The sequence below is a fragment of the Paenibacillus sp. LjRoot153 genome (genome assembly GCF_964253085.1).
Classification (GTDB): Bacteria; Bacillota; Bacilli; order Paenibacillales; family NBRC-103111; genus Paenibacillus_E.
The window spans coordinates 1188680-1208263 of record NZ_CAXUQH020000001.1 but is presented as its reverse complement, the minus strand read 5'-3'; the positions used below and the strand labels follow the sequence as shown (position 1 = coordinate 1208263).

The 19584-nt window shown below is 39.7% G+C and carries 19 protein-coding genes; 6 read left to right on the top strand and 13 right to left on the bottom strand.

The features are described 5' to 3' along the window. Window positions 1-13 precede the first annotated feature (13 nt). Window positions 14-949: an ABC transporter permease gene (locus ACSQ8P_RS05455; RefSeq protein ID WP_436239461.1), complete on the bottom strand. Its 936-nt coding sequence runs from the start codon at window positions 947-949 to the stop codon at window positions 14-16. A 544-nt stretch (window positions 950-1493) separates the two neighbouring features. Here ACSQ8P_RS05455 and ACSQ8P_RS05450 point away from each other — a divergent pair. Further along, window positions 1494-2531 (top strand): LacI family DNA-binding transcriptional regulator, encoded by a 1038-nt coding sequence (locus ACSQ8P_RS05450; RefSeq protein WP_436234252.1) that lies wholly within the window; start codon window positions 1494-1496, stop codon window positions 2529-2531. 849 nt (window positions 2532-3380) lie between these two features. Here the strand turns inward: ACSQ8P_RS05450 and ACSQ8P_RS05445 are convergent. The 4 genes from ACSQ8P_RS05445 to ACSQ8P_RS05430 form a co-directional block, all read right to left on the bottom strand. After that, the gene (locus ACSQ8P_RS05445; protein ID WP_436234251.1) at window positions 3381-4241 is read right to left on the bottom strand and encodes a carbohydrate ABC transporter permease; all 861 of its coding nucleotides are present in this window, start codon (window positions 4239-4241) and stop codon (window positions 3381-3383) included. Next, the gene (locus ACSQ8P_RS05440) at window positions 4238-5131 is read right to left on the bottom strand and encodes a carbohydrate ABC transporter permease (protein ID WP_436234250.1); all 894 of its coding nucleotides are present in this window, start codon (window positions 5129-5131) and stop codon (window positions 4238-4240) included. The genes ACSQ8P_RS05445 and ACSQ8P_RS05440 overlap by 4 nt, the downstream gene beginning before the upstream one ends. A 96-nt stretch (window positions 5132-5227) precedes the next feature. Next, window positions 5228-6508, bottom strand: coding sequence for an ABC transporter substrate-binding protein (locus tag ACSQ8P_RS05435; RefSeq protein WP_436234249.1), 1281 nt, complete (start codon window positions 6506-6508; stop codon window positions 5228-5230). Window positions 6509-6662: 154 nt separating this feature from the next. Beyond that, window positions 6663-8489 carry a cache domain-containing sensor histidine kinase gene (locus ACSQ8P_RS05430; protein WP_436234248.1) on the bottom strand — a complete coding sequence of 609 codons (1827 nt, stop codon included), beginning with the start codon at window positions 8487-8489 and terminating at the stop codon, window positions 6663-6665. 115 nt (window positions 8490-8604) lie between these two features. Between ACSQ8P_RS05430 and ACSQ8P_RS05425 the strand changes: the two genes are divergently transcribed. Then, a complete protein-coding gene (locus ACSQ8P_RS05425) occupies window positions 8605-10188 on the top strand; it encodes a response regulator transcription factor (protein WP_436234247.1) in 1584 nt (527 codons plus the stop codon). Window positions 10189-10866: 678 nt separating this feature from the next. On the opposite strand, the gene ACSQ8P_RS05420 is transcribed toward ACSQ8P_RS05425, so the two are convergent. The 4 genes from ACSQ8P_RS05420 to ACSQ8P_RS05405 all read right to left on the bottom strand — a co-directional run bounded on the left by ACSQ8P_RS05420 (window position 10867) and on the right by ACSQ8P_RS05405 (window position 13062). After that, complete coding sequence (locus ACSQ8P_RS05420; protein ID WP_436234246.1) at window positions 10867-11163, bottom strand: hypothetical protein; 297 nt, start codon at window positions 11161-11163, stop codon at window positions 10867-10869. A gap of 160 nt (window positions 11164-11323) precedes the next feature. Then, on the bottom strand, window positions 11324-11635 hold the full coding sequence (locus tag ACSQ8P_RS05415; protein WP_436234245.1) for a hypothetical protein: 312 nt from the start codon (window positions 11633-11635) through the stop codon (window positions 11324-11326). A gap of 225 nt (window positions 11636-11860) precedes the next feature. After that, entirely contained in the window at window positions 11861-12334 is a 474-nt protein-coding gene (locus tag ACSQ8P_RS05410) for a hypothetical protein (RefSeq protein WP_436234244.1), read from the bottom strand. A gap of 350 nt (window positions 12335-12684) precedes the next feature. Continuing rightward, window positions 12685-13062, bottom strand: coding sequence for a winged helix-turn-helix transcriptional regulator (locus tag ACSQ8P_RS05405; protein WP_436234243.1), 378 nt, complete (start codon window positions 13060-13062; stop codon window positions 12685-12687). Between the two features lie 124 nt (window positions 13063-13186). Here ACSQ8P_RS05405 and ACSQ8P_RS05400 point away from each other — a divergent pair, with 124 nt between their 5' ends. Continuing rightward, window positions 13187-14236, top strand: coding sequence for a zinc-binding alcohol dehydrogenase family protein (locus ACSQ8P_RS05400; RefSeq protein WP_436234242.1), 1050 nt, complete (start codon window positions 13187-13189; stop codon window positions 14234-14236). A 234-nt stretch (window positions 14237-14470) separates the two neighbouring features. Here ACSQ8P_RS05400 and ACSQ8P_RS05395 read toward each other — a convergent pair whose 3' ends face one another. The 4 genes from ACSQ8P_RS05395 to ACSQ8P_RS05380 form a co-directional block, all read right to left on the bottom strand. Beyond that, window positions 14471-15739 carry a stalk domain-containing protein gene (locus tag ACSQ8P_RS05395; RefSeq protein WP_436234241.1) on the bottom strand — a complete coding sequence of 423 codons (1269 nt, stop codon included), beginning with the start codon at window positions 15737-15739 and terminating at the stop codon, window positions 14471-14473. Window positions 15740-16027: 288 nt separating this feature from the next. Further along, window positions 16028-16465 carry a hypothetical protein gene (locus ACSQ8P_RS05390; protein WP_436234240.1) on the bottom strand — a complete coding sequence of 146 codons (438 nt, stop codon included), beginning with the start codon at window positions 16463-16465 and terminating at the stop codon, window positions 16028-16030. 147 nt (window positions 16466-16612) lie between these two features. Then, window positions 16613-17068 (bottom strand): hypothetical protein, encoded by a 456-nt coding sequence (locus ACSQ8P_RS05385; RefSeq protein WP_436234239.1) that lies wholly within the window; start codon window positions 17066-17068, stop codon window positions 16613-16615. 61 nt (window positions 17069-17129) lie between these two features. Further along, window positions 17130-17357 carry an SMI1/KNR4 family protein gene (locus ACSQ8P_RS05380; protein ID WP_436239460.1) on the bottom strand — a complete coding sequence of 76 codons (228 nt, stop codon included), beginning with the start codon at window positions 17355-17357 and terminating at the stop codon, window positions 17130-17132. Between the two features lie 618 nt (window positions 17358-17975). On the opposite strand from ACSQ8P_RS05380, the gene ACSQ8P_RS05375 reads away from it, so the two are divergent. The 3 genes from ACSQ8P_RS05375 (at window position 17976) to clpP (ending at window position 19566) form a co-directional block, all read left to right on the top strand. Then, entirely contained in the window at window positions 17976-18569 is a 594-nt protein-coding gene (locus tag ACSQ8P_RS05375) for an ArsR/SmtB family transcription factor (RefSeq protein WP_436234238.1), read from the top strand. Between the two features lie 13 nt (window positions 18570-18582). Further along, window positions 18583-18912: a hypothetical protein gene (locus tag ACSQ8P_RS05370; protein ID WP_436234237.1), complete on the top strand. Its 330-nt coding sequence runs from the start codon at window positions 18583-18585 to the stop codon at window positions 18910-18912. Between the two features lie 72 nt (window positions 18913-18984). Beyond that, window positions 18985-19566 (top strand): ATP-dependent Clp endopeptidase proteolytic subunit ClpP, encoded by a 582-nt coding sequence (clpP, locus tag ACSQ8P_RS05365; protein ID WP_436234236.1) that lies wholly within the window; start codon window positions 18985-18987, stop codon window positions 19564-19566. The last annotated feature ends 18 nt before the right edge of the window (window positions 19567-19584 follow it).

Genomic DNA, 19584 nt, shown 5'->3' with positions numbered 1-19584 from the left:
ATCTCCTTTTCTTTTAATAGAGGCCTTCACCTTCATTTAATTTCTTCACGACAATATTAACGAGGATAAGTAAAACGACATTAATCACGGAGTTAAATAGACCAACCGCAGAGGAATAGGCATAATTTCCTGCTTGCAAACCAATTTTATACACATAGGTTGGAATGATCTCTGAAGTCGGAACATTCATTGCCGTTTGCATCAAATAGGCTTTCTCAAATCCAATTGCCATAATGCCGCCTGCAGCTAAGATGAAAACGATAGCCATAACCGGTTTAATCGTAGGCAAGTCGATGTGTTTAATTCTTTGCAGCAGGTTAGCTCCATCAATGGTTGCAGCATTATGAAGCTCGGGGTCAACGCCGGCTAATGCAGCTACATAAATAATCGATGACCAGCCCGCTCCCTGCCAAATGCCAGATAAGATATAAAGCGTACGAAAATAATCCGGGTCTGACATAAAGCTAATAGGATGGCCAGTAATCAGGGTTAAAATCTTATTAATCGGCCCTACCGGCGATAAGAAGACGAATAGCATCCCGACAACAACGACGACGGATATGAAGTTTGGCGCATATAAGACCAATTGAATCCTTTTTTTAACCCCAGCTTTACGTAATTGATTCAGCATGAGCGCTAGTAAGATGGGAACCGGGAAACCAAGTATGAGTCCGTACGCACTAAGTTTCAGCGTGTTCATGAAAATAACTTCAAAATTTGGTGAGGTTAAAAACTTCGTAAAATGCTTTAATCCAACCCATTCACTGCCGAAAATCCCTTTGCTCGGACTAAAGTCTTTAAAAGCAATGACCGCCCCGTACATGGGCACGTACTTAAATATGATCGTCAGGATGAAGGCTGGTGCCATCAGTAGGTACAGAAAAGGATTTTTCCTCATATAATTGATTTTACTTATAAATGTATTACTTTTCTGTTTGACTGCTCTCATGTCAACTTCTGCTATTTCTTGCAAGATAGTACCCCCTAACTCAATATCCATAAAATTATTCAATTGCATAAATCATTGCACGCAATTGTGTTTCCACATGCAAACTCCTTGGAAGTAAGGGCTTACATTCTTCGTCTTATCCTCTCAACCACAATTACAATTTACACATTACATTTAATTTAGTCAACATAATTTTTGTATTTTTTTGTTCATATGCAAACAAATTAATATGCATATACCCACAAAAAATCGGAAAATCTGTTTATTCCCATTCTATTTTCCTTATTCTAAAGAAAAAACAAAGTGAACGCAGCATATTCTATCGATGAAAAAATTCATTTGCACAAATTATTTTGTTCATTTGTTTATAAATATAAATTCAAATGTTTGGTTGTTATCATTTTGCAAATGCACTAATTTATAAGTTAATATTTGTTCATTTGTAACATTTTTAATTGACGTTATAATTATAATGTTATACATTTAGTTTAAAATACTCATTCATTGATCTGAGTACTGATGTTGTTCGCAAAGGAGTAAGCACATGAGTAAAGAAAAAATCACCATACAGTATATCGCGGACTCTTTGGGGCTATCTAGGAATACTGTTTCTAAAGCTCTAAACGGCAGTGAAAGTATTCCTGCAGAAACAAGAAATAAGGTATTAAAACGTGCGATTGAATTAAATTATAAACAATTTGCTCTTATCGATTCGGACACGTTAACCACAAAAAATACGGGCAACATTGCACTTTTAACATCAAATATGCCGAGCAATAGTCATTTTGGCGCTTCATCGCTAAGCGGGCTTGAGAAAAAAATCAGTTCCGATGGTTTTAATCTATCCATTCACATTGTTCGTGAATCCGATATTCATTCGTTAGTATTGCCTAATAATTTCGATACTAATAAAGTGGATGGTATCGTTTGTATTGAGTTATTTGACAAGAAATACACCCAATTAATCAATTCCTTGGGAATCCCAGCCATTTTTATAGATTCCACAGCGGATATCTTTTATTCCGAGCTTCATGCAGATATTATTCTAATGGAGAACGAACAAAGTACTTATTATATGACAAAAAAATTAATCGATAATGGTTATTCAAGCTTTGGCTTTATTGGCGATTACAATCATTGTAAAAGTTTTAATGAAAGATGGGTTGGATTTAACAGGGCATTACTAGACTCTCATTTACAACTCGACCCTTTATTTTGCATAGTTGAAGAAGATCGATATATTGCGGATCCTAAATGGTTGGAGTCACGGTTGGATAACATAAAAAACCTTCCATCTGCATTTGTTTGTGCGAATGATTTTATTGCCATTAACGTGATGAGGATTTTAAAAAATAAAAATGTACGAATCCCGGAGGATATTGTTATTTGTGGTTTTGATAACTCTCCTGAGTCACAGATCGTAGAACCTCATTTGACAACCGTCCATATATTCCGGGACGAAATAGGAGTTCTGGCCGCTGAAATATTGTTGTCCAGAGTCGAGAACCCTCTCAAGCCTCCTCAAATTACTCACGTTCAAACGAAGCCGATATTTCGTGAATCTACGGGTAAGTTAAACTAATCGTAATTTATGAAACTATAAAACAATAAACCGTTGCACCCTATGAATGGTGCAACGGTTTTGTCCGCAGCTAAGCTGCTTGTCCGATGAACAGCCAGTGGCAATGACGTAGCGACTGATGTGCAGTCACCCGCACTGCCACTGACCGAAAGTATTCAGCCAAGATTCGTGTCGGAGTTACATCTCGTTCATTGCCCGGTGGACGTGCGCTTCGCCAACAATCTTGTTTTCGCGAACAAACGCATCTAATAGGGATTGGCTGCACAGAGTATTAATCTTTCTATGCACGCCATGACTAAATTGGTGAATGGCTATAAGTGCTTCCTCCGAAAAAATCCCCTGCTCAGATCCAGAAACCTTGACCTGGTGCTGGATGTACGTCCTCGTTTCACCCTATGTTTTCCATCCTAATTCCCTTATTCCTCTGAGTTTTACGTATAGCATTACCTTTACTCATTATTCATTCCCCCTAAAATAAAATAGGCGTTCACCCAATGGAGTGAACGCAGCTACTACCTGGTTCAGGACAAATGTCCTGAGAATCTTGGTATTATACAACAATCTCGCCAAACTGGTCATTTAATATACTTCAAAACTTTGTTTGTTACTTTAGAACTTTATTTGTCACTTCAAACCTTATTTGTCTACTTCAAAACTTATTTATCACCAAATAAACGTTGTTGTTGTTGGATTACAAATTAGTTTTGAAGTACTTCTGACAAATTAATTAATGCTAAATCGGATTACCCCTGGTAGTATCTGTAGAGAAGTTCAGTTATCTTTTGATTCCTGTCAGGGAATTTTACAACTCCATTTTTTCTGAAAATGTCGTACTCTTTCTTGCTTGACTCACGATTTCACAGCACCGTCCGTAACTCCTGAGATAATGAATCTTTGCGCCAGAAGATAAATAATCAGGGTTGGAAGCAGAACAGCGATAATACCTGCTGAAAGTACGTTCCACTGGGACGCACGGTCTTGGGTGAACAGCATCAAGCCGCTCGTAATCGTCGACAACTTGGACGAAGGCATATAAACAGTTGGCACAAAAAAGTCGTTATAAATGCTGACAACCTTCAAAATACTGATTGTGGCGATGGCCGGACGCATCAACGGTAAAATCAGGGACCAGTACACACGCCAGTATGAAGCGCCCTCGACTCGCGCGCTTTGATCCAATTCAGTCGGAATCTTGTACATGAATTGCATAAACATATAAATATCAAGAACCCCGGCTGCCGAATACAACACAAGTCCAGCGGTTAGCGTATTGTAGAGATGCAAGCTTTTGATAATCGTAAAAGTCGCAATCGCCGTTGTCGTAGTTGGCAGCACCGCTGCAAACACGTACATTCCAAGCAGCAATTTCCTGAATCGGAATTGAAACCGGGTAACCACGAAGGCCACCATCGTTCCCATAAATATACTTGTTAACAGAGCTACAAGAATCAGGATACCCACGTTCTTAAATCCTAGCATCATCTTTCCACGCTTCCAATAGACGGAGAAGTTTTCGAAATTCAAGAAACTTTTGGGCAAATCCCAGACATGAGAATATATATATTCTTGATTGGACTTAAAAGAAACAAGAAACACAATCAGTATCGGGGTGAGCACCATGATCACAAATAACAGTAAGATCGCATAATTAAAAAGGCGCAGCGCCGGGTGATTGACGACCAGGCCCGATTCAAAATTTCGACGCTTCACGACTCCTCGCCTCCCCCACGAATAACGATATTCTGTATAAGAAGCACTACGAGAACAATACCCAATAGGAAGATGCCCAGTGCGGAGGCTAATCCGAAGTTGTGAAAGTTAAATGCCGTGTAATATGCCATGGAGGCAAAAGTTTGCGTGCGATCGCCCGGCCCGCCTTTGGTCATAATAAAAGGCTGGAAAAAGGCCTGCAAGGCACCGTTTAAGCTTAAGAACAAATTAATCTGTACGACTAGTTTCATACTTGGGATTGTAATAAAGCGCACTTTATCGAAAAAATTCGCCCCATCTATACTCGCTGATTCGTACAAATCTTTCGGAATCGATTGCAGCGCCCCGAGAAAAATCACCATGGCCAAACCTGTGTTTTGCCATAACCCCATGAATGCCAGCGACATGTTGGCAGACCACGAGTTGGACAAGAAGTGAATCGCGTAGTCTCCAAGGCCAATCGCCTTCAATAGAATATTGATCGGTCCATCTTCAAAGTTATACAAATAACTGAACATATACGCAACAGCGACTCCGTTCAAAATGTATGGCATGAAAAGAAAAGAACGGAAGAATTGCTTTGCCCGTATATTGGAATCCAGCAAAATAGCGAAATACAAACCGAGGAATGTTTGGATAACCGATATGATGACATACGCCATGTTGTTAACTAACGTTTTCCAAGCGGTATTTTGAGAGATAATCTCTTTATAATTTGCCAATCCAATGTAATTATAATGAGACTTCATACCGTCCCAATCCGTAAAACTGATTTGGAACAATTTCACTGCAGGATAATAAGAAAAAACGAGCAGCATGATAAGAGGAAGTGTCAGGAATAAAACAATCGTCAGTCTTCTCTCCAAGTTATCGTTCATATTCCGCAACATTGTGGCCTGTAACCCCCTTTTTCACCAAAAACATATAAATTCTAACATTTGAATATAGCCGGTTAAGGTGACCCTAACCGGCTCTTGCTTACTGTCTTACTTGCTGAGCGTTTTGCGTGCATCATTCCATCTTTTATTGTATTTATCAACCACTTCTTGCGGGTTTTTGGAAAGGACATATTCTTGTGCCGCTTTCTTCGTATCAATTTGAGACTTGTTGATCAAATCCTGATATTCAGGGATAAGCGCTTCCCACTCAACGATTGGAAGATTGTATGCGAACAATTCTTTTAAGAACGGCTGATCTGCTTTGTAGTCTTTATTCGCAGGTATCATGCCCACTTTTTTCGGCATATTGCCGTTGTCCCACATAAATTTCACGAACGCTTTAGCTACATCCGGATGCTTCGAGTTTTTCGTTACACCGTACATGATGTCAGCAGAACCTACCAAAGCTTTAGCTCCAGGTACAGGGAACATGCCGAGATCTTCCGGCTTCGCGCCATTTTGCACGATCTGCGAAGGGAGCCAAGTACCAAGGAACATCATGCCGACTTTTCCTTGGGCCAAATCACGTTTGGAAGCATCCCAGTTAGTTGACATCAGATCTTTTTCTAGATAGCCTTTGTCTGCAAGATTTCTGAGAAATTTAATGCCGTCCAACAATCCGCCTGGATCGCTGTTAAAAAGATCTTTTGTAATTAACGTATTTTGATAGTTTTTGGATCCGGTAATATCATTGGAGTAAGCTCCATCCGAATAGTTGCCAAGCGGCCAGCTGTCTTTAAAGTTGGAGTCAACCGGTGTGATGCCTTTGGCCTTCAATTTTTCTGCGGCAGCCAAGAATTCATCCATGGTTGTTGGCGTTTTATCAATGCCAGCTGATTTGAAAGCATTTTTATTATAGATAAATCCTTGGTAGTTGACACCGATCGAAAGCGTGTAGAGCTTCTTGTCAGGACCAGTCCCATTATCGTAATACCAGAAGTTATCTTTCGTATAGCCGAGTTCGTCGATAGGCACGAAGTAGGTAGGATAATCTTTTCTTGTCATGCCTAATCCACCTGGGACAAACATAATATCAGGCAGCTCATTCGCTGCGATTTGCGTTTTCAACACATCGTCGCCTTTACTGGCTTCCACGTTAATTTTCACACCTGGATTTTTGGCCATAAACTCTTTTGCAATATCGGTTAGAGTCGTATCTGCTAGGTCCGTACGGTGAGTCAGAAAAGTAATTTCGCCCGATAATGCTGAATTTCCCGATGAAGCAGCCGGGCTTGCCTTTGTGCTTGATGAATCCGCTCCGCTTGAGCAGCCCGCTAAAAGAGCCATAGTGGTAATTGCTGTGGTAATCATAGCCAATTTACGTTTCAATGTGAGTCCCCCTAATTTTTATCGCTTGGATGCATCCTACCGTTATTGTAACGAATCCCTTCTTTGTGTAACATGACAGCGATAAAGATTTCTGTGCAATTCTACAGATAGGCAACAATTTTTACGCGGTTTCACGAAAAAAAATCCAAACAAGTCAACGTATAGGAATACACACAATTATATTTGTCCCCACTTCCAGGGTACTTACGACTTCAAGCCCATACTTGCTTCCGTAAAAGAGTTGAATCCGTTTATTTACGTTGTACAAACCGATTCCCGCCTCTCTAACTTCCGGATCTCGGAAAGATCGATTCAAAGCGACCGCTGTTTCTTCAGCCATGCCTTGGCCGTTATCGCATACCTCAAAGATCAAGTTATCGCCATCGCTATATCCTCTTACCTCGACAATCCCGCCGTTGGAACGATTGCTTATCCCATGATAAATCGCATTTTCCACAAGGGGCTGCAAAATAATTTTCAACATGCATAAATCCATGATATCCTCGCGAATTTCCAGGGAAATTGTAAATACGTCCTCGAACCGGACTTTTTGCAGCAGCATGTACTGCTCCAAATGATAAATTTCTTCCCGGACGAGTACGAGATCGCTTGTATGACTAATGCTGTACCGCAAAAGTTGCCCCAGTGAGAAAGCCATATCTGCGGCATCCGGAGCCTTACGCGATTCAGCAACCATCCGTATTGACTCCAACGTGTTGTACAGAAAATGTGGATTTATTTGCGATTTCAGCATCTGGAGCTCCAACTCTTTTTGAGTGATCTTCTCCAATGAAATTTCATTAATTAAGTGCTGGATTCTACCTAACATATGGTTAAAGGTACGGGCTAACTGTCCAATTTCATCTTCTTGAGGAAGCGTAATTTCCTTGTTGAAATCACCGCTTTCTACCAATCTCATTAAACGAATCAGTTTTTGAACTGGCTTGACGATACTTCTTGAGAAGAAAATAGTAAATACGATCATGATCAAAAGCAGCGATGCCGTGGTTAAGAATGTCGTCATTGCCAAGTGATTAATGTTCTTGTACAATTCGTTCAAAGGAATCATATTAACAACAGTCCAACCGGTAAGCTGCGAAGTGGCATAACTAAATAAATAAGTAACGCCATCCAATTTAATTTCTTTGGACATCTCGCTGGAACGATCCTCAAGCTTGGAAGCTATAACGGGGGATACGGGCTGTCCGATTATCTTGGTATCCTTGTCAGCCATAATTCGATTCTTTTCATCGAGCAGCAGAACCCGATTGTTCTTCACACTCTTCATCTCTTCACCCAACTGCAGCAAATAATCCATGCGGCTATTGACCATCACAACGCCTATGGTTTCGGCAGTTTCCAGTTTGTAAATCCCTCTAGAAACACCAAATAAGAAATAAGGTTTGGATGGGACCGTGTTGTCAACCCGGTAGGTTGGGAAAATAACTGGTGTTTTATAATCACGCAAAGAGGCTTCATACCAACCCTTTGCATCTGATTCATGTACATTGGGATCCGTGATCCATTTTCCTTCAATGTACATGATTCCTGCCCCAATACGATTATAGATGGCAAAAGATTCCACGTTCTTATTAGTAATCATATATTTACTCGCTTCATTTGAAAGGGCGTATTGGAAATTAAAATCAAAGTTTCCCGTCCGATTCGATTCATCGACATAATCAAACAGCTTCGTGTGAGCACCATTTTCCCAAATCATCGGAACTTTCGTCATGGCGATTAAACTGTTTACCGTTTCATCTATTTTGCTTACTGTCTGCGTATTCAAGCGCTGAACCACATCCAGTGTATTCTTCTGCTTATCTGTCTTGAAATTTGAATATGTCATCCATGTAAGCGTAATCATTATGGCGAAAACGAAAAAGAAACCGATATACAGCTTGATCGCAATTGGGAAATTCCGAAAATGTAGGTATTTAAATCGGGAGGTGCCTGGTTGTGGATCATTAAGGTGGATCATATTCAAACCTCCGCTTTTTCCATAAGATAGATTTGTCCTATTGTAGCATGACAAGAGATTTATAGGATATACATCATTAATTAACTTGAAAAAAACTAAGGATCTGGAGGAATTTATGCTGAAAATTGTAATCGTTGACGATGACAAAACAATCCGTGTAGGCATTCATGCCATCATTGATGGCTTAGATCGGGGTTATGAGATCGATTCGCAGGCTTCCGATGGGAAAGCCGCTCTCGAACGCGTTATCGAATGGCAGCCTGACCTCCTAATCACCGATATCAAGATGCCCGTCATGGATGGCATCAAACTGGTTCACACGATTTCAGAGATGAAACTTCCCGTCAAAACAATCGTGCTCAGCGGATATGATGAGTTTCAATACGTTAAGGAAAGCTTAAAAGCCGGCGTTCGGGATTACTTGTTAAAACCTCTGAACAAACGCGATCTGATTGAACAATTAGATCGTATTGAATCAGCCAAGCACCTTGAAAACTTTCAGACTCAGCAGCAAGAAAATCTTAAGCGAAGCGTCGAAGAGAGCCGCTTCTTAAGAAAAGAACGGCTGCTCTGGGATTTGGTCGTTAATCGCATTCAAGAGCCGCTTACTCTTGCTCAGCGCTTGTCTGAATTTGGTCTGGATAACGCAGCCTCATTTAATATAGCTATTATCAGGCTGGATAAAGACGATACAAAGAGAGGTCTCCCTTCCTTGGATTGGGAGCAATGGATCCACACTTTATCTGGAGAAATTCACTGGCTTGAGAATTGGTTCTTTAGTATGCAAAATGAACAAATAACGATTCTTGCTCCTCGGGATTCAGTTCGAGGTGATATCGATCCCGTCCCTTTCATATGGTTGTCGGAACAGATAAAGCAGCAAACTTCCGCCGCTTTTACTACTGGCATAAGTCAATCTTTTCAGCAGCTGGGCTATTCTCCTCTTGCTTATCAAGAAGCTTTCTCTTGTTTACAAAGAGCATTCTATGAAGGCATCGGAAAAATTTACATGTACAGCAAGGACGAGCCTTCCGTTTACAGCCAGTTTCAGGAGTTTGACATTACCGATGATACCCATGCATTGTTTCAAGCGATTGATACGTTGAATGCTCCGAAAGCCCAAGCTTCCCTTAACAGCATCGTTACAAAGCTAGCGGATAAATGGGTAGAACCTGCGCAGATCATCAGCGGCTTGTCCAATCAAGTGCGCAAGCTTTATGCACTTCATCCGGAAGCGGCCTCGGCCGCAGAGAAACAGCCCCGCTTTGATTTGCTGCCTATCATCGAACACGCTGTAACGGTTCAATCCTTGAAAGATCAGCTGAACGAGGCTCTAAATGGTCTAATTCTTCATATGCAAGAGGAACAGCTCAAGAAAGATAATCGGATCATCATGAAATCCAAAGAAATCATACAGAAGAATTATCAGCAGAACATCACGCTTCAGACGGTTGCCGCTCAGGTCAACCTGAATCCGAACTATTTCAGCAACTATTTCAAACAAGAGACTGGGAAAAATTTCCTAGAGTATTTACTCGAGGTACGTATTCAAGCCGCAAAAAAACTGCTTGCAGAACCAGATGTAAAAGTGTATGAAATCGGCTATTTAGTCGGATACGAAAATCCAAGTTCTTTTAACCGAGCATTCAAGAATGTAACGGGCTCTACGCCAAGCGACTATAGAAAGTTACGAACTTGAGAATTCAGGTTCAGGTGCAAGAATTTAAAAAGTTCACAATTAACCGACAAAAATTATCTTTAACCAAAATTGAAATCTGAACAAATGCTCCTTCTTTTTTAAAAATTAACATCATTCTAGGCCAAATTAACTATGTAAATGTCTAAGTTTTGAAACTATATCTTGAAGTGAATCCTCAAATCTATCGCATCGTAAACGCTACAAAAATGTGATATTTCATAATCGGTGAGAATTCACACGAAAAAAAACCGGATTTGATTTTACGGCCCATATCCTTGACCTCTACCGTCCTTTAGTCTATTCATATGCGTTTTGTGAATGGCACTACCTCTAGTCATCTTTTATCTCCCTAAAATAAAATATGCGTTCACCCAATGGAGTGAACGCAGCTGTTAACTAAGGACATATGTCCTGTAAATCTTGGTACTATCCACTCTCGCCAACAGTTGTAAGTAAATGGGGGGGTATTGGGAGACATTAAAATTCTGAAGTGCAAGAAGCCAGCAAACATAAGGATTTGCTGGCTTCTTCATGAAAGTAAAAAGACAAATATAGTTTGGAAGTGGTTGTGGTGATCGAAAAATCCTAAAAACAATTAAGTTATGAAGTACTTCTGACACCAATTAAAACAGACAGTTCATTGAACTAACGTTACCCGTTAGCGTAGAAAATGTTAACTCAAATATTCATTTTCCCTAAGCTCGATAAAGAAAAAAGGTCTTTTCTTAGCTCTGTAATAACATCCTCAAGCTTTTGGAACTGTTTTGTATTAAACATAAATGATCGTTCTGTTTCAATTTCAATCGCGAAAAAGTCATATGTGAAATCGGATACGATTGAGACTGATGCCATAAATTCTTTAAATGACAGTGCATATTCAACTTTTTTATCTCCGTACGAAATAAAACCTTCAATTGAAATACCATCTATTTTATTAATACATTCATCAGCCTTTTTCCTTATTACATCGAGCATTTGTAGTCACCTCGAGTTTATTAGCTAAAACTACACTAAATTATTTTACCATAAATCGGAAAATAATCACTAAGCAAAACTGCCCGTTACTTTAAAAAGACTGCCGATAAAAATCGGCAGTCTCGTCATATTTTCCATTTAGTACATCGGAGATTTCCAACTATTTAATTATTGGGGACTGTTTATCATCAATTCCTGGAATTGAAATTGGAAATATCATTCCCAGAAACCCTATTCCTGCGTAGTATTCTTGTTCGATAATTAAATCAGCATGTTGTTTCCTAATAATTGAAAGTTCATGCAATGAGAAAAACAGATAATTCTTGCTACGAAAATGAACTGGCGTTGAGTTAAATGTTTGAGAATTGGTGAGTTCTTTCTTAAGGACCCATTTTTTAAAATCGGAGTTATCCGGGTTAGTCCAAAGGAGTGTTAGTAAGATTATACCCACCACAAAAATTAGCAATCTCACGCAGAGCCCCCCTAAACAGCAAGTACACTTAACAATATGTCGTGTACAACCAAGAGATGACTCTTTTTCATTTATCTTTAATCTGTATCCAAATCAACCAAACTCCCGTTAATTTAACGAAAACAGGGCGCAGCTACCGCGTGGCTGGCCACTCCCTACCTATTACGTTATCGTTCTGCGTTAGCGCAACAAAACATCTTCCGTGAGAGAGATTTGCGAATAATTTCACTTAGATTTCAATATTTTATCTTCCTTGACTGTCCAAAGATTATTTTTCTTTTCAAAATTTTGTCGCATTTGTATGCTGCCCAAGAATGTTTTTCTACTGGTAAGTACCACAGTGCCATTAGAATTGAATCGGATATTCTCCAAAGCAAGCGACATCCCACCAAATTTACCCTTTGAAAGATTGGTTTCAATGTCAGAATACGTACCCTCGCTAACTTCAACCCCACTTATTTGTTTTATATAGCCCAATAAATCATTTTTTTCATCAGTCGTCAGTTCATCCAAATTATCTGTTCTTACATATAAGTATGTCATTCTTGAATCATTATATAAACTTGCTTCTTGCTCGAATATATTTTCAAAAGCAAGTTTATATATATCTAGATGTTCCGCTCTACCTATTTTGATGTCTTTAGAACACCCCACCAAGATTAGTATCGTTGAAATGAATATTAGAACTATATTTTTCATTTATTCTTAAACCTGCCCCTCGCCTATATCCATTTATTGTTGTTCTTATATAGACGCTTCCGATTATCAATCGTTGCGTAAATCTGCCTGCCCGATACCTCAATAAACAAAGCAGGTCGCCAAGGCACCTGCTTTGTTTGACTGTCTTTATTCAGCTAACGTTCTGCGGTTAGCTTAATCGACTTCTAGCATCGAGGGCCGAATGGCCCGATGCGTGAATACAGTGTTAGATGAAGTCCATGGCTAAGAAGGATTATCTAGAGCTCACTTAATATTATTATCAAACAAATCTTTGATGAAATTGTAATCAATGCTTCCTGTACTATCTCTATAAAACCTCATTTGATCATTCAAGCATCTTCCCCGTTTGGCGTTCTAACTTCGTAAAGTCTGATTTTATAAATCTCCCCCCATTCTTTCATAGATAGTATGATCGGTTCTAACGTCTTTCCAAAATCAGTAAGTGAATATTCCACTCTGGGCGGAACTTCTTTATAAACTTCTCTATGAATGATGCCATCCCGTTCAAGCTCCCGTAACTGTAGTGTAAGCATAAACTGCGTAATACCCGGATTGAGACGCCGAAATTCATTAAATCTTTTCGTTCCGCCAATGAGATGGTAGAGAATAATCCCTTTCCATTTACCCCCGATGACATCCAGAGTTGTCTCCACAGGACATCCTTCCATATTTGGATTAACACCGTATTTGTTTCTCCGGTCTCCCATTACTAAATCCCCTCCAATGGTATGATTTTTAATACTATATAATAAAAATATGCGTACTTTTTTAAAGTAAGTATACGATATATACTTCAACTGTACGATATACAAACTTGAAAGGAAGAAAAATATGAGCAATCGCCAGAAGATGAAAGCAGTCGGTGCTTACCGATATCTCCCTTTATCCGATCCGGAAAGCCTTGTTGACCTGTATATAGAAAAGCCGATTCCTACAGGTCGCGATCTATTAGTAGTAGTAAAAGCTATATCTGTCAACCCTGCCGATTTGGGCGTTCGAGAGAAAAACAATTATGAAGAAGAATCACCAAAAATTCTTGGTTGGGATGTAGCTGGGATTGTGGAACAGGTTGGACCTGAATGTCAGTTGTTTAAACCTGGAGATGAGATATATTATGCGGGGAGTGTGGCTCGTCCAGGGGGTAATAGTGAATTTCACTTGGTAGATGAACGAATTGTGGGAAACAAACCGAAGAGTTTGGATTTCGCACAAGCAGCCGCTTTACCGCTTACCTCGATTACGGCCTGGGAGGGTTTATTTGATCGTTTAGGAATCAGTCAAAGTGTAGAAGAAAACAAAAATAAAAGCATACTCATTATCGGTGCTGCAGGTGGAGTAGGGTCGATTGCTACTCAACTTGCCAGTTTAGCAGGTCTAACTGTAATTGGAACTGCTTCACGCCCAGAGTCAATCCAGTGGACCAAAAATCAAGGGGCGGATTTTACAATCAACCACAATAGTCATTTTGCATCACAACTCAAGAATATTGGATTTGAGACCGTGGATTATATATTTTGCTTAAATGACACGGTACAACATTTAGCGAATATGGCAGAGGTCATAACCCCCCAAGGTAAGATTTGTTCAATCGTTCCTGCAGATAAGGCTAGTTGGACGGGGAGCTTGGATATGGACCTGCTTTTTTCTAAAAGTGTTACGTTTGTATGGGAGCTTATGTTTACCCGATCCATGTTCCAAACCAAAGATATGATCAAACAACACGATCTACTGAATAAACTGGCTGATTTAATCGACAATGGTAAGTTGAAAACTACTTTAACTGAACGCCTAGAACCAATTAATGCAATAAACCTACGTGTAGTACATGAAAAAATGGAAACAGGTAGATCGATAGGAAAGATTGTGTTGGAAAACTTCTAATAAAGCTTCAATGATAAACGTAGTGATCATATTCCAAGGAAATCCAGAATATCGAACCAGGCTACACTAAACTGCCAATAGAATACAAAAATGGAGCTGCCGCGAGGCAAGCTCCTTCACTATCGTGTCCCGTTAGCTCAACGATGAAAGAACGGGGAGGAAATTATTAAAACGTAAACTTAATACCCAATCAAAAACCAGATGTCAAAATCTCGTCAAAAACATTTATAAAGCCTATTTTGATGTAATTGCTACAGTTTTGGTTTCACCAATCCACATTACTTTAGCTCCAAGGCTTTCAGACACAAATCTTATAGGTATGAATGTCCTTCCGCTTACAATGGCTGGAGAAACTTCAAGAAGTTTATATTCTCCGTTTATTATAACGCCATTATTATCAATTTGAAGTATAATCACTGTCCCCCCTTTTGTAAGGGTTACAGATTGGGTTTTATCATTCCATTTGACTTCCGCGCCCAAAGATTCAAATACGGCTCTTAAAGGGACTAAAGTTGTATCATTTAGGATGGTAGGTACCACATCAAAGATTATTGGTTTTTCATCTATTTTTACTTTTATAATGTCAAAAGGTATAGAAACAATTCCTACTTCTAAACTTACAGCACCGACATATTTATATCCGTTCCAATGTAAATCATATATATGTTGTTTAATATTTGAATCCACTTCGCTCCACAAAATCCCATTTTCAGAAAATAACATTAGATCTGATCCGAGTGCAATAAATCTTTTACCATCCCATACGATTGACTCTATGAACTTGGTTGTATTTGATTCTCTCTGTGTCCATAAATAACCGTCTTCAGAGGTGTAAATCAACCCGTTATTCCCAACGGCCACATACAAGACTCCATTCCAGGAAACTCGATTTAACCTATGAACTGGATCAATATTTTGTTTAGTCCAGTGGATGCCGTCTTGTGATGTTATGATTTCTGATCCGATTGCTAAAAATTGTTTCCCGTCCCACAGTATATCTGTCAGAGCGTTCTCCGCCTTGTAATCCGCATCCTCCCATTTCACTCCATTCAAAGACGTAACAATACTGCCATCATATCCAACGGCAACTAATCTGCTACCGTTGTATTCTACCGCATAAAACCAACCCTTATGTCCAGTTAAAGATTCTGTCCATTTAATCCCATCCTGTGAGATTAGAATACTCTGTGCACCAACTACTATAAACTGCTTTCCATCCCAGGCTGCTCCATGAAGTTGCTTGGAATAACTAAATACTTTTTCCCATGATTCACCATCTGTTGAAGTCCAGATTGATCCTTTATTCCCCTCGCCTCTAGCTACAATATATCGACTGCCATTCCATGCAAGAGACCCAGAACTAGCCGTATCTACACGATTTATATTGCTATATTTAGTCGACTTCCAAACCAGATCTCTTCCTTCAAAAGCATATCCATGTGTAACCATTACGGTAAAAAAGCATGTTACGGCTAATATTAATGTATAATAACACCTTTTCATTCAAGCCTCCCGAACTGATAATAGTTATTTTTTTCCACTAAATATTATTCGTAAGTATTTGACTATTTGAGATCCATCAGCGATAACTGATAAAAACATTAATCTTTTTCACGAACTAACGATTCCCGAAATTTGAAAGATCATTACTAAAAGCTGCTTAAGCTTTCCTACCCGTAACGCAGTAAGACTGCCAGTTAACGTAATGGAGGCTGCCGTTTGTGCCGGCAGCCTCGTTTCGTTCTGTATTGATCTATCGTTCTTACGTTAGCTTAGTCGTCTTTAAGGGTTTTATTCTTTGACATGAAAAAATGTTTCGTCAGTAAATTTCATTAAACTGACCAAAGCATCTTTATTAGATGGCTCATTTACCAATTTCATAAATATCTCTCTTAATTCATCTGTCCTTGCAAGTACTTTATTTTTTGATTTCTCTTCTCTCAATGAAATGTATAAATTATACAAACTAATATCCAAGTTATCATTTAGATTTTCATATGAAGTTAGCACAGACATCGCTGCAGCATTTGAAACACTTGTTAGAATTATTCTATAACTAGTTTCATCCACTTTCATACTTAAGCTGCTTGAAATATTGCTTAATTGAGACTTAAAGTTTTTGTCTATCGAACTCTGTAATTGTTTACTTGATTTAACAGCATCTGTATATTTATAGCCAATAAATACTAAGGCGAAAACGAGCAAAATTATTAAATATGTTTTTTTCATTACTGCCTCCATTGGTGTTTAATCATTAGACGTTTTATTCCTTTGAAGGTTGCATTATCCTGCCCGTTAACGTAATGAGCTGCCAGCATTTTCGCGGCAGCCCCGTGGTGATTGTTATTCTACAAACGTTCACCGTCAGCTTAATAATTAGTGATGTTCAGTCATAAACTCCAAAATGTAAAAGAAACATTCTCTTGTTACATGTAAAAATGAAATCATGCCATATACCTTCATAAAAAAATTAGGGTCACATTCCACTTCATGTACTGATTCAAGACCTTCAAAAAAATCTGACAGTAATTTGATAAATCCTTCTATACAGTGTTGTTTCTGAAAACTAACATATTTTGAAGTGGGAGTCGGATAACCGACTTGGAAAAACCATTCCTCACAAATTCCTTCAATCTTCACTTTCCAATCTTCGATTGGTATTAATTGTGTATCGCCAAGACTTTCATCCAAGTTCAATTTAAAGTTGCTTTCAAAAGCTGTAATAATATCCTTATTATATTCAATCTCAGTGCACTCAAACGTATACCCAAATGCTAATAAATAACCATTAATATTAGCTAGCTTGATGCTATTCATTATTTCTTCACTCATAGTTAACACCTCACGCGGCAGCCTCATTTTGTAGTTAATTGAAGTAACGTTTATCGTTAGTTTAGTCGGGTAAGGAAACTAAGTATTCTAGAAAACCAGTAAATGTGTCAGAGCATTTTGTTATTTCGTCTAGGTCTATACCTATAAAGGGAACTTCAACAATTGTTGTTTCCTCATACCTTGTATCGAAAGCATACGCAGTACCTCCACCATCGGAACCAAATATCACTAACCCATCTGCAAATTCTCTGACGGCATATCCTTCATTTAATTCTTCTAACTCGTCAATTGCCTACAGGTGTATATACATGTTTCCTACGGTACCTACCGCACCATTATATTGAACAATAAATTCTTTGTAATCCCTCGGAAATATTGCACCAAGCTTGCTTTCCGTTTCCATAACTAAATTCATGTTTGTAGGGGGATTCATCTCTAGTCCATTAATAAGATAGTTCAATATATTTCCGCCCTTTCTAACCAATTTAAAGTCTACCACTTACCTTATATTACCATATAATTGATAGTTATTATTACGGAATTCTGCCCGTTAGTTCAATCTCCCCTGAGCGCACTGGCTATTGGATACGACTAAGGACTTTCTCCTCTCTCCATACATAAAATTAAATAGGCATTCACCCAATAATAGAGTGAACGCCTATTTAATTCTAAAACATAATGTGTTACTTCAATACTTTAATGTCTTCCAACACAACAACAAGTACTTCAAAACTTTATTGTCTACTTCAAGACTTTATTGTTTACTTCAATACTTTAATGTCTACTTCAAAACTTTAATGTCTTCCAATAGGGGGGGGGTTACAACCTCGCCCATTGACTTTCCCTCCCTGACGTAATAAAATATTTGTACGTAACATATAATTTGTACACGGAGGCTATCCACTCCATGCCACAAGAAAAAGAAATCCAAGACAGCTACTACATCGAGTCCCCTGAGCAGGCAACTGTGCTGCTTAACCCTCTTCGCGGAGAAATTATCGCTCAGCTCTTAGAGCCAGGATCCGCCGCGGAAGTGGCGCGCACCTTAGGCGAGACGGCTCAACGCATCAACTATCACCTAAAAGCGTTGGAGAAGGCCGGTTTAGTTACGCGCGTTGGTACACGCCAAGTACGCAATCTGGTCGAGGTGCTCTACCGTTCGATCGCCAAAACCTTTGTACTGGCCGAGTCTCTCAGCATGAAGCCTGAAACCTTGCAAAAGCTGAAGGATCAGAGCTCGCTCGCTCATCTCGTGACGACTTCTGAACGAATTCGCCGAGATGCTATGCTGCTCATGGAGCAGTCGGATGTCGGCGAAGTGATTCCAAGCGCGACGCTGCAGCTTCAAGTGCAGCTATGCACGGAGCAACAACGGCATGCATTCATTGAAGAATACACGGCGATGGTTGGGCAGTTAGTGCAGCGTTACACAAGCGTTCGAGGTGACGATCCAAACGCTTATCAGGTATTACTGGCCGTTTACCCCAAACCGAAGGAATGAGGAGGCATTTACCATGAGCCATGAGCAAGAACAAGAACAAGAGCAAGTACATGAGAAACACACCAGTCTGCCACAGCAGAATACCGCTCCCTCATCAGTATCACCTATCATCGCTTGGGAACAGCCCCATCCAGAATCAAGCGATTCCTCCAAGAACAAAGTCATTTCGATTGATTCTTATCGCCGACAAAATGCCGCATCCATAGATTCCGAAGCAACCGTTACCGTTCGCGAGTTCCCAGCTTTTCAAAATGAAGAACCTGTTCGACTCATCATGGTTTCGTCTGGTTTTGGACAGAAGATTACGGTGCATACCCATACGATCCAATGCAAAGTTGCTTAATTGGCTAAACAACTTAATTACGCTAAACCTTAACCTCGTAAAAAATACTTCATCTTAGAAAGGATGATTTCAATGAGCTTCATACCTATGGTAGTCGAACAAACCGCGCGCGGAGAGCGCTCGTATGATATTTACTCCAGATTGCTGAAAGACCGCATCGTGTTCCTTGGCACGGAGGTTAATGATCAAGTCGCGAATGCGATTATTGCCCAGCTTTTGTTCCTTTCCGCGGAGGATCCTGAGAAAGATATTTCGCTCTACATCAACTCACCGGGCGGATCTACCTCAGCTGGTCTCGCGATTTATGATACGATGAACTTCATTAAACCCGATGTATCCACGATCTGCGTAGGTATGGCCGCATCCATGGGCGCTGTTCTTCTAACAGCTGGTGCTCCGGGTAAGCGTTTTGCCTTACCGAATGCTGAAGTTATGATTCACCAACCTTGGGGCGGCACACAGGGACAAGCGAGTGATATTCAAATTCGCACCCAGCATATTCTCCGCACACGCAGCATTCTGAATGGCATCCTTGCCCAAACCACCAAACAACCGATCGAGAAAATCGAACGGGATACGGACCGCGATTACTTCTTGGAAGCTGAGGATGCTCGCGCATATGGGTTGATTGATAAGGTGATTTCGCGGATCTAACTTTAAATACAATTGCCA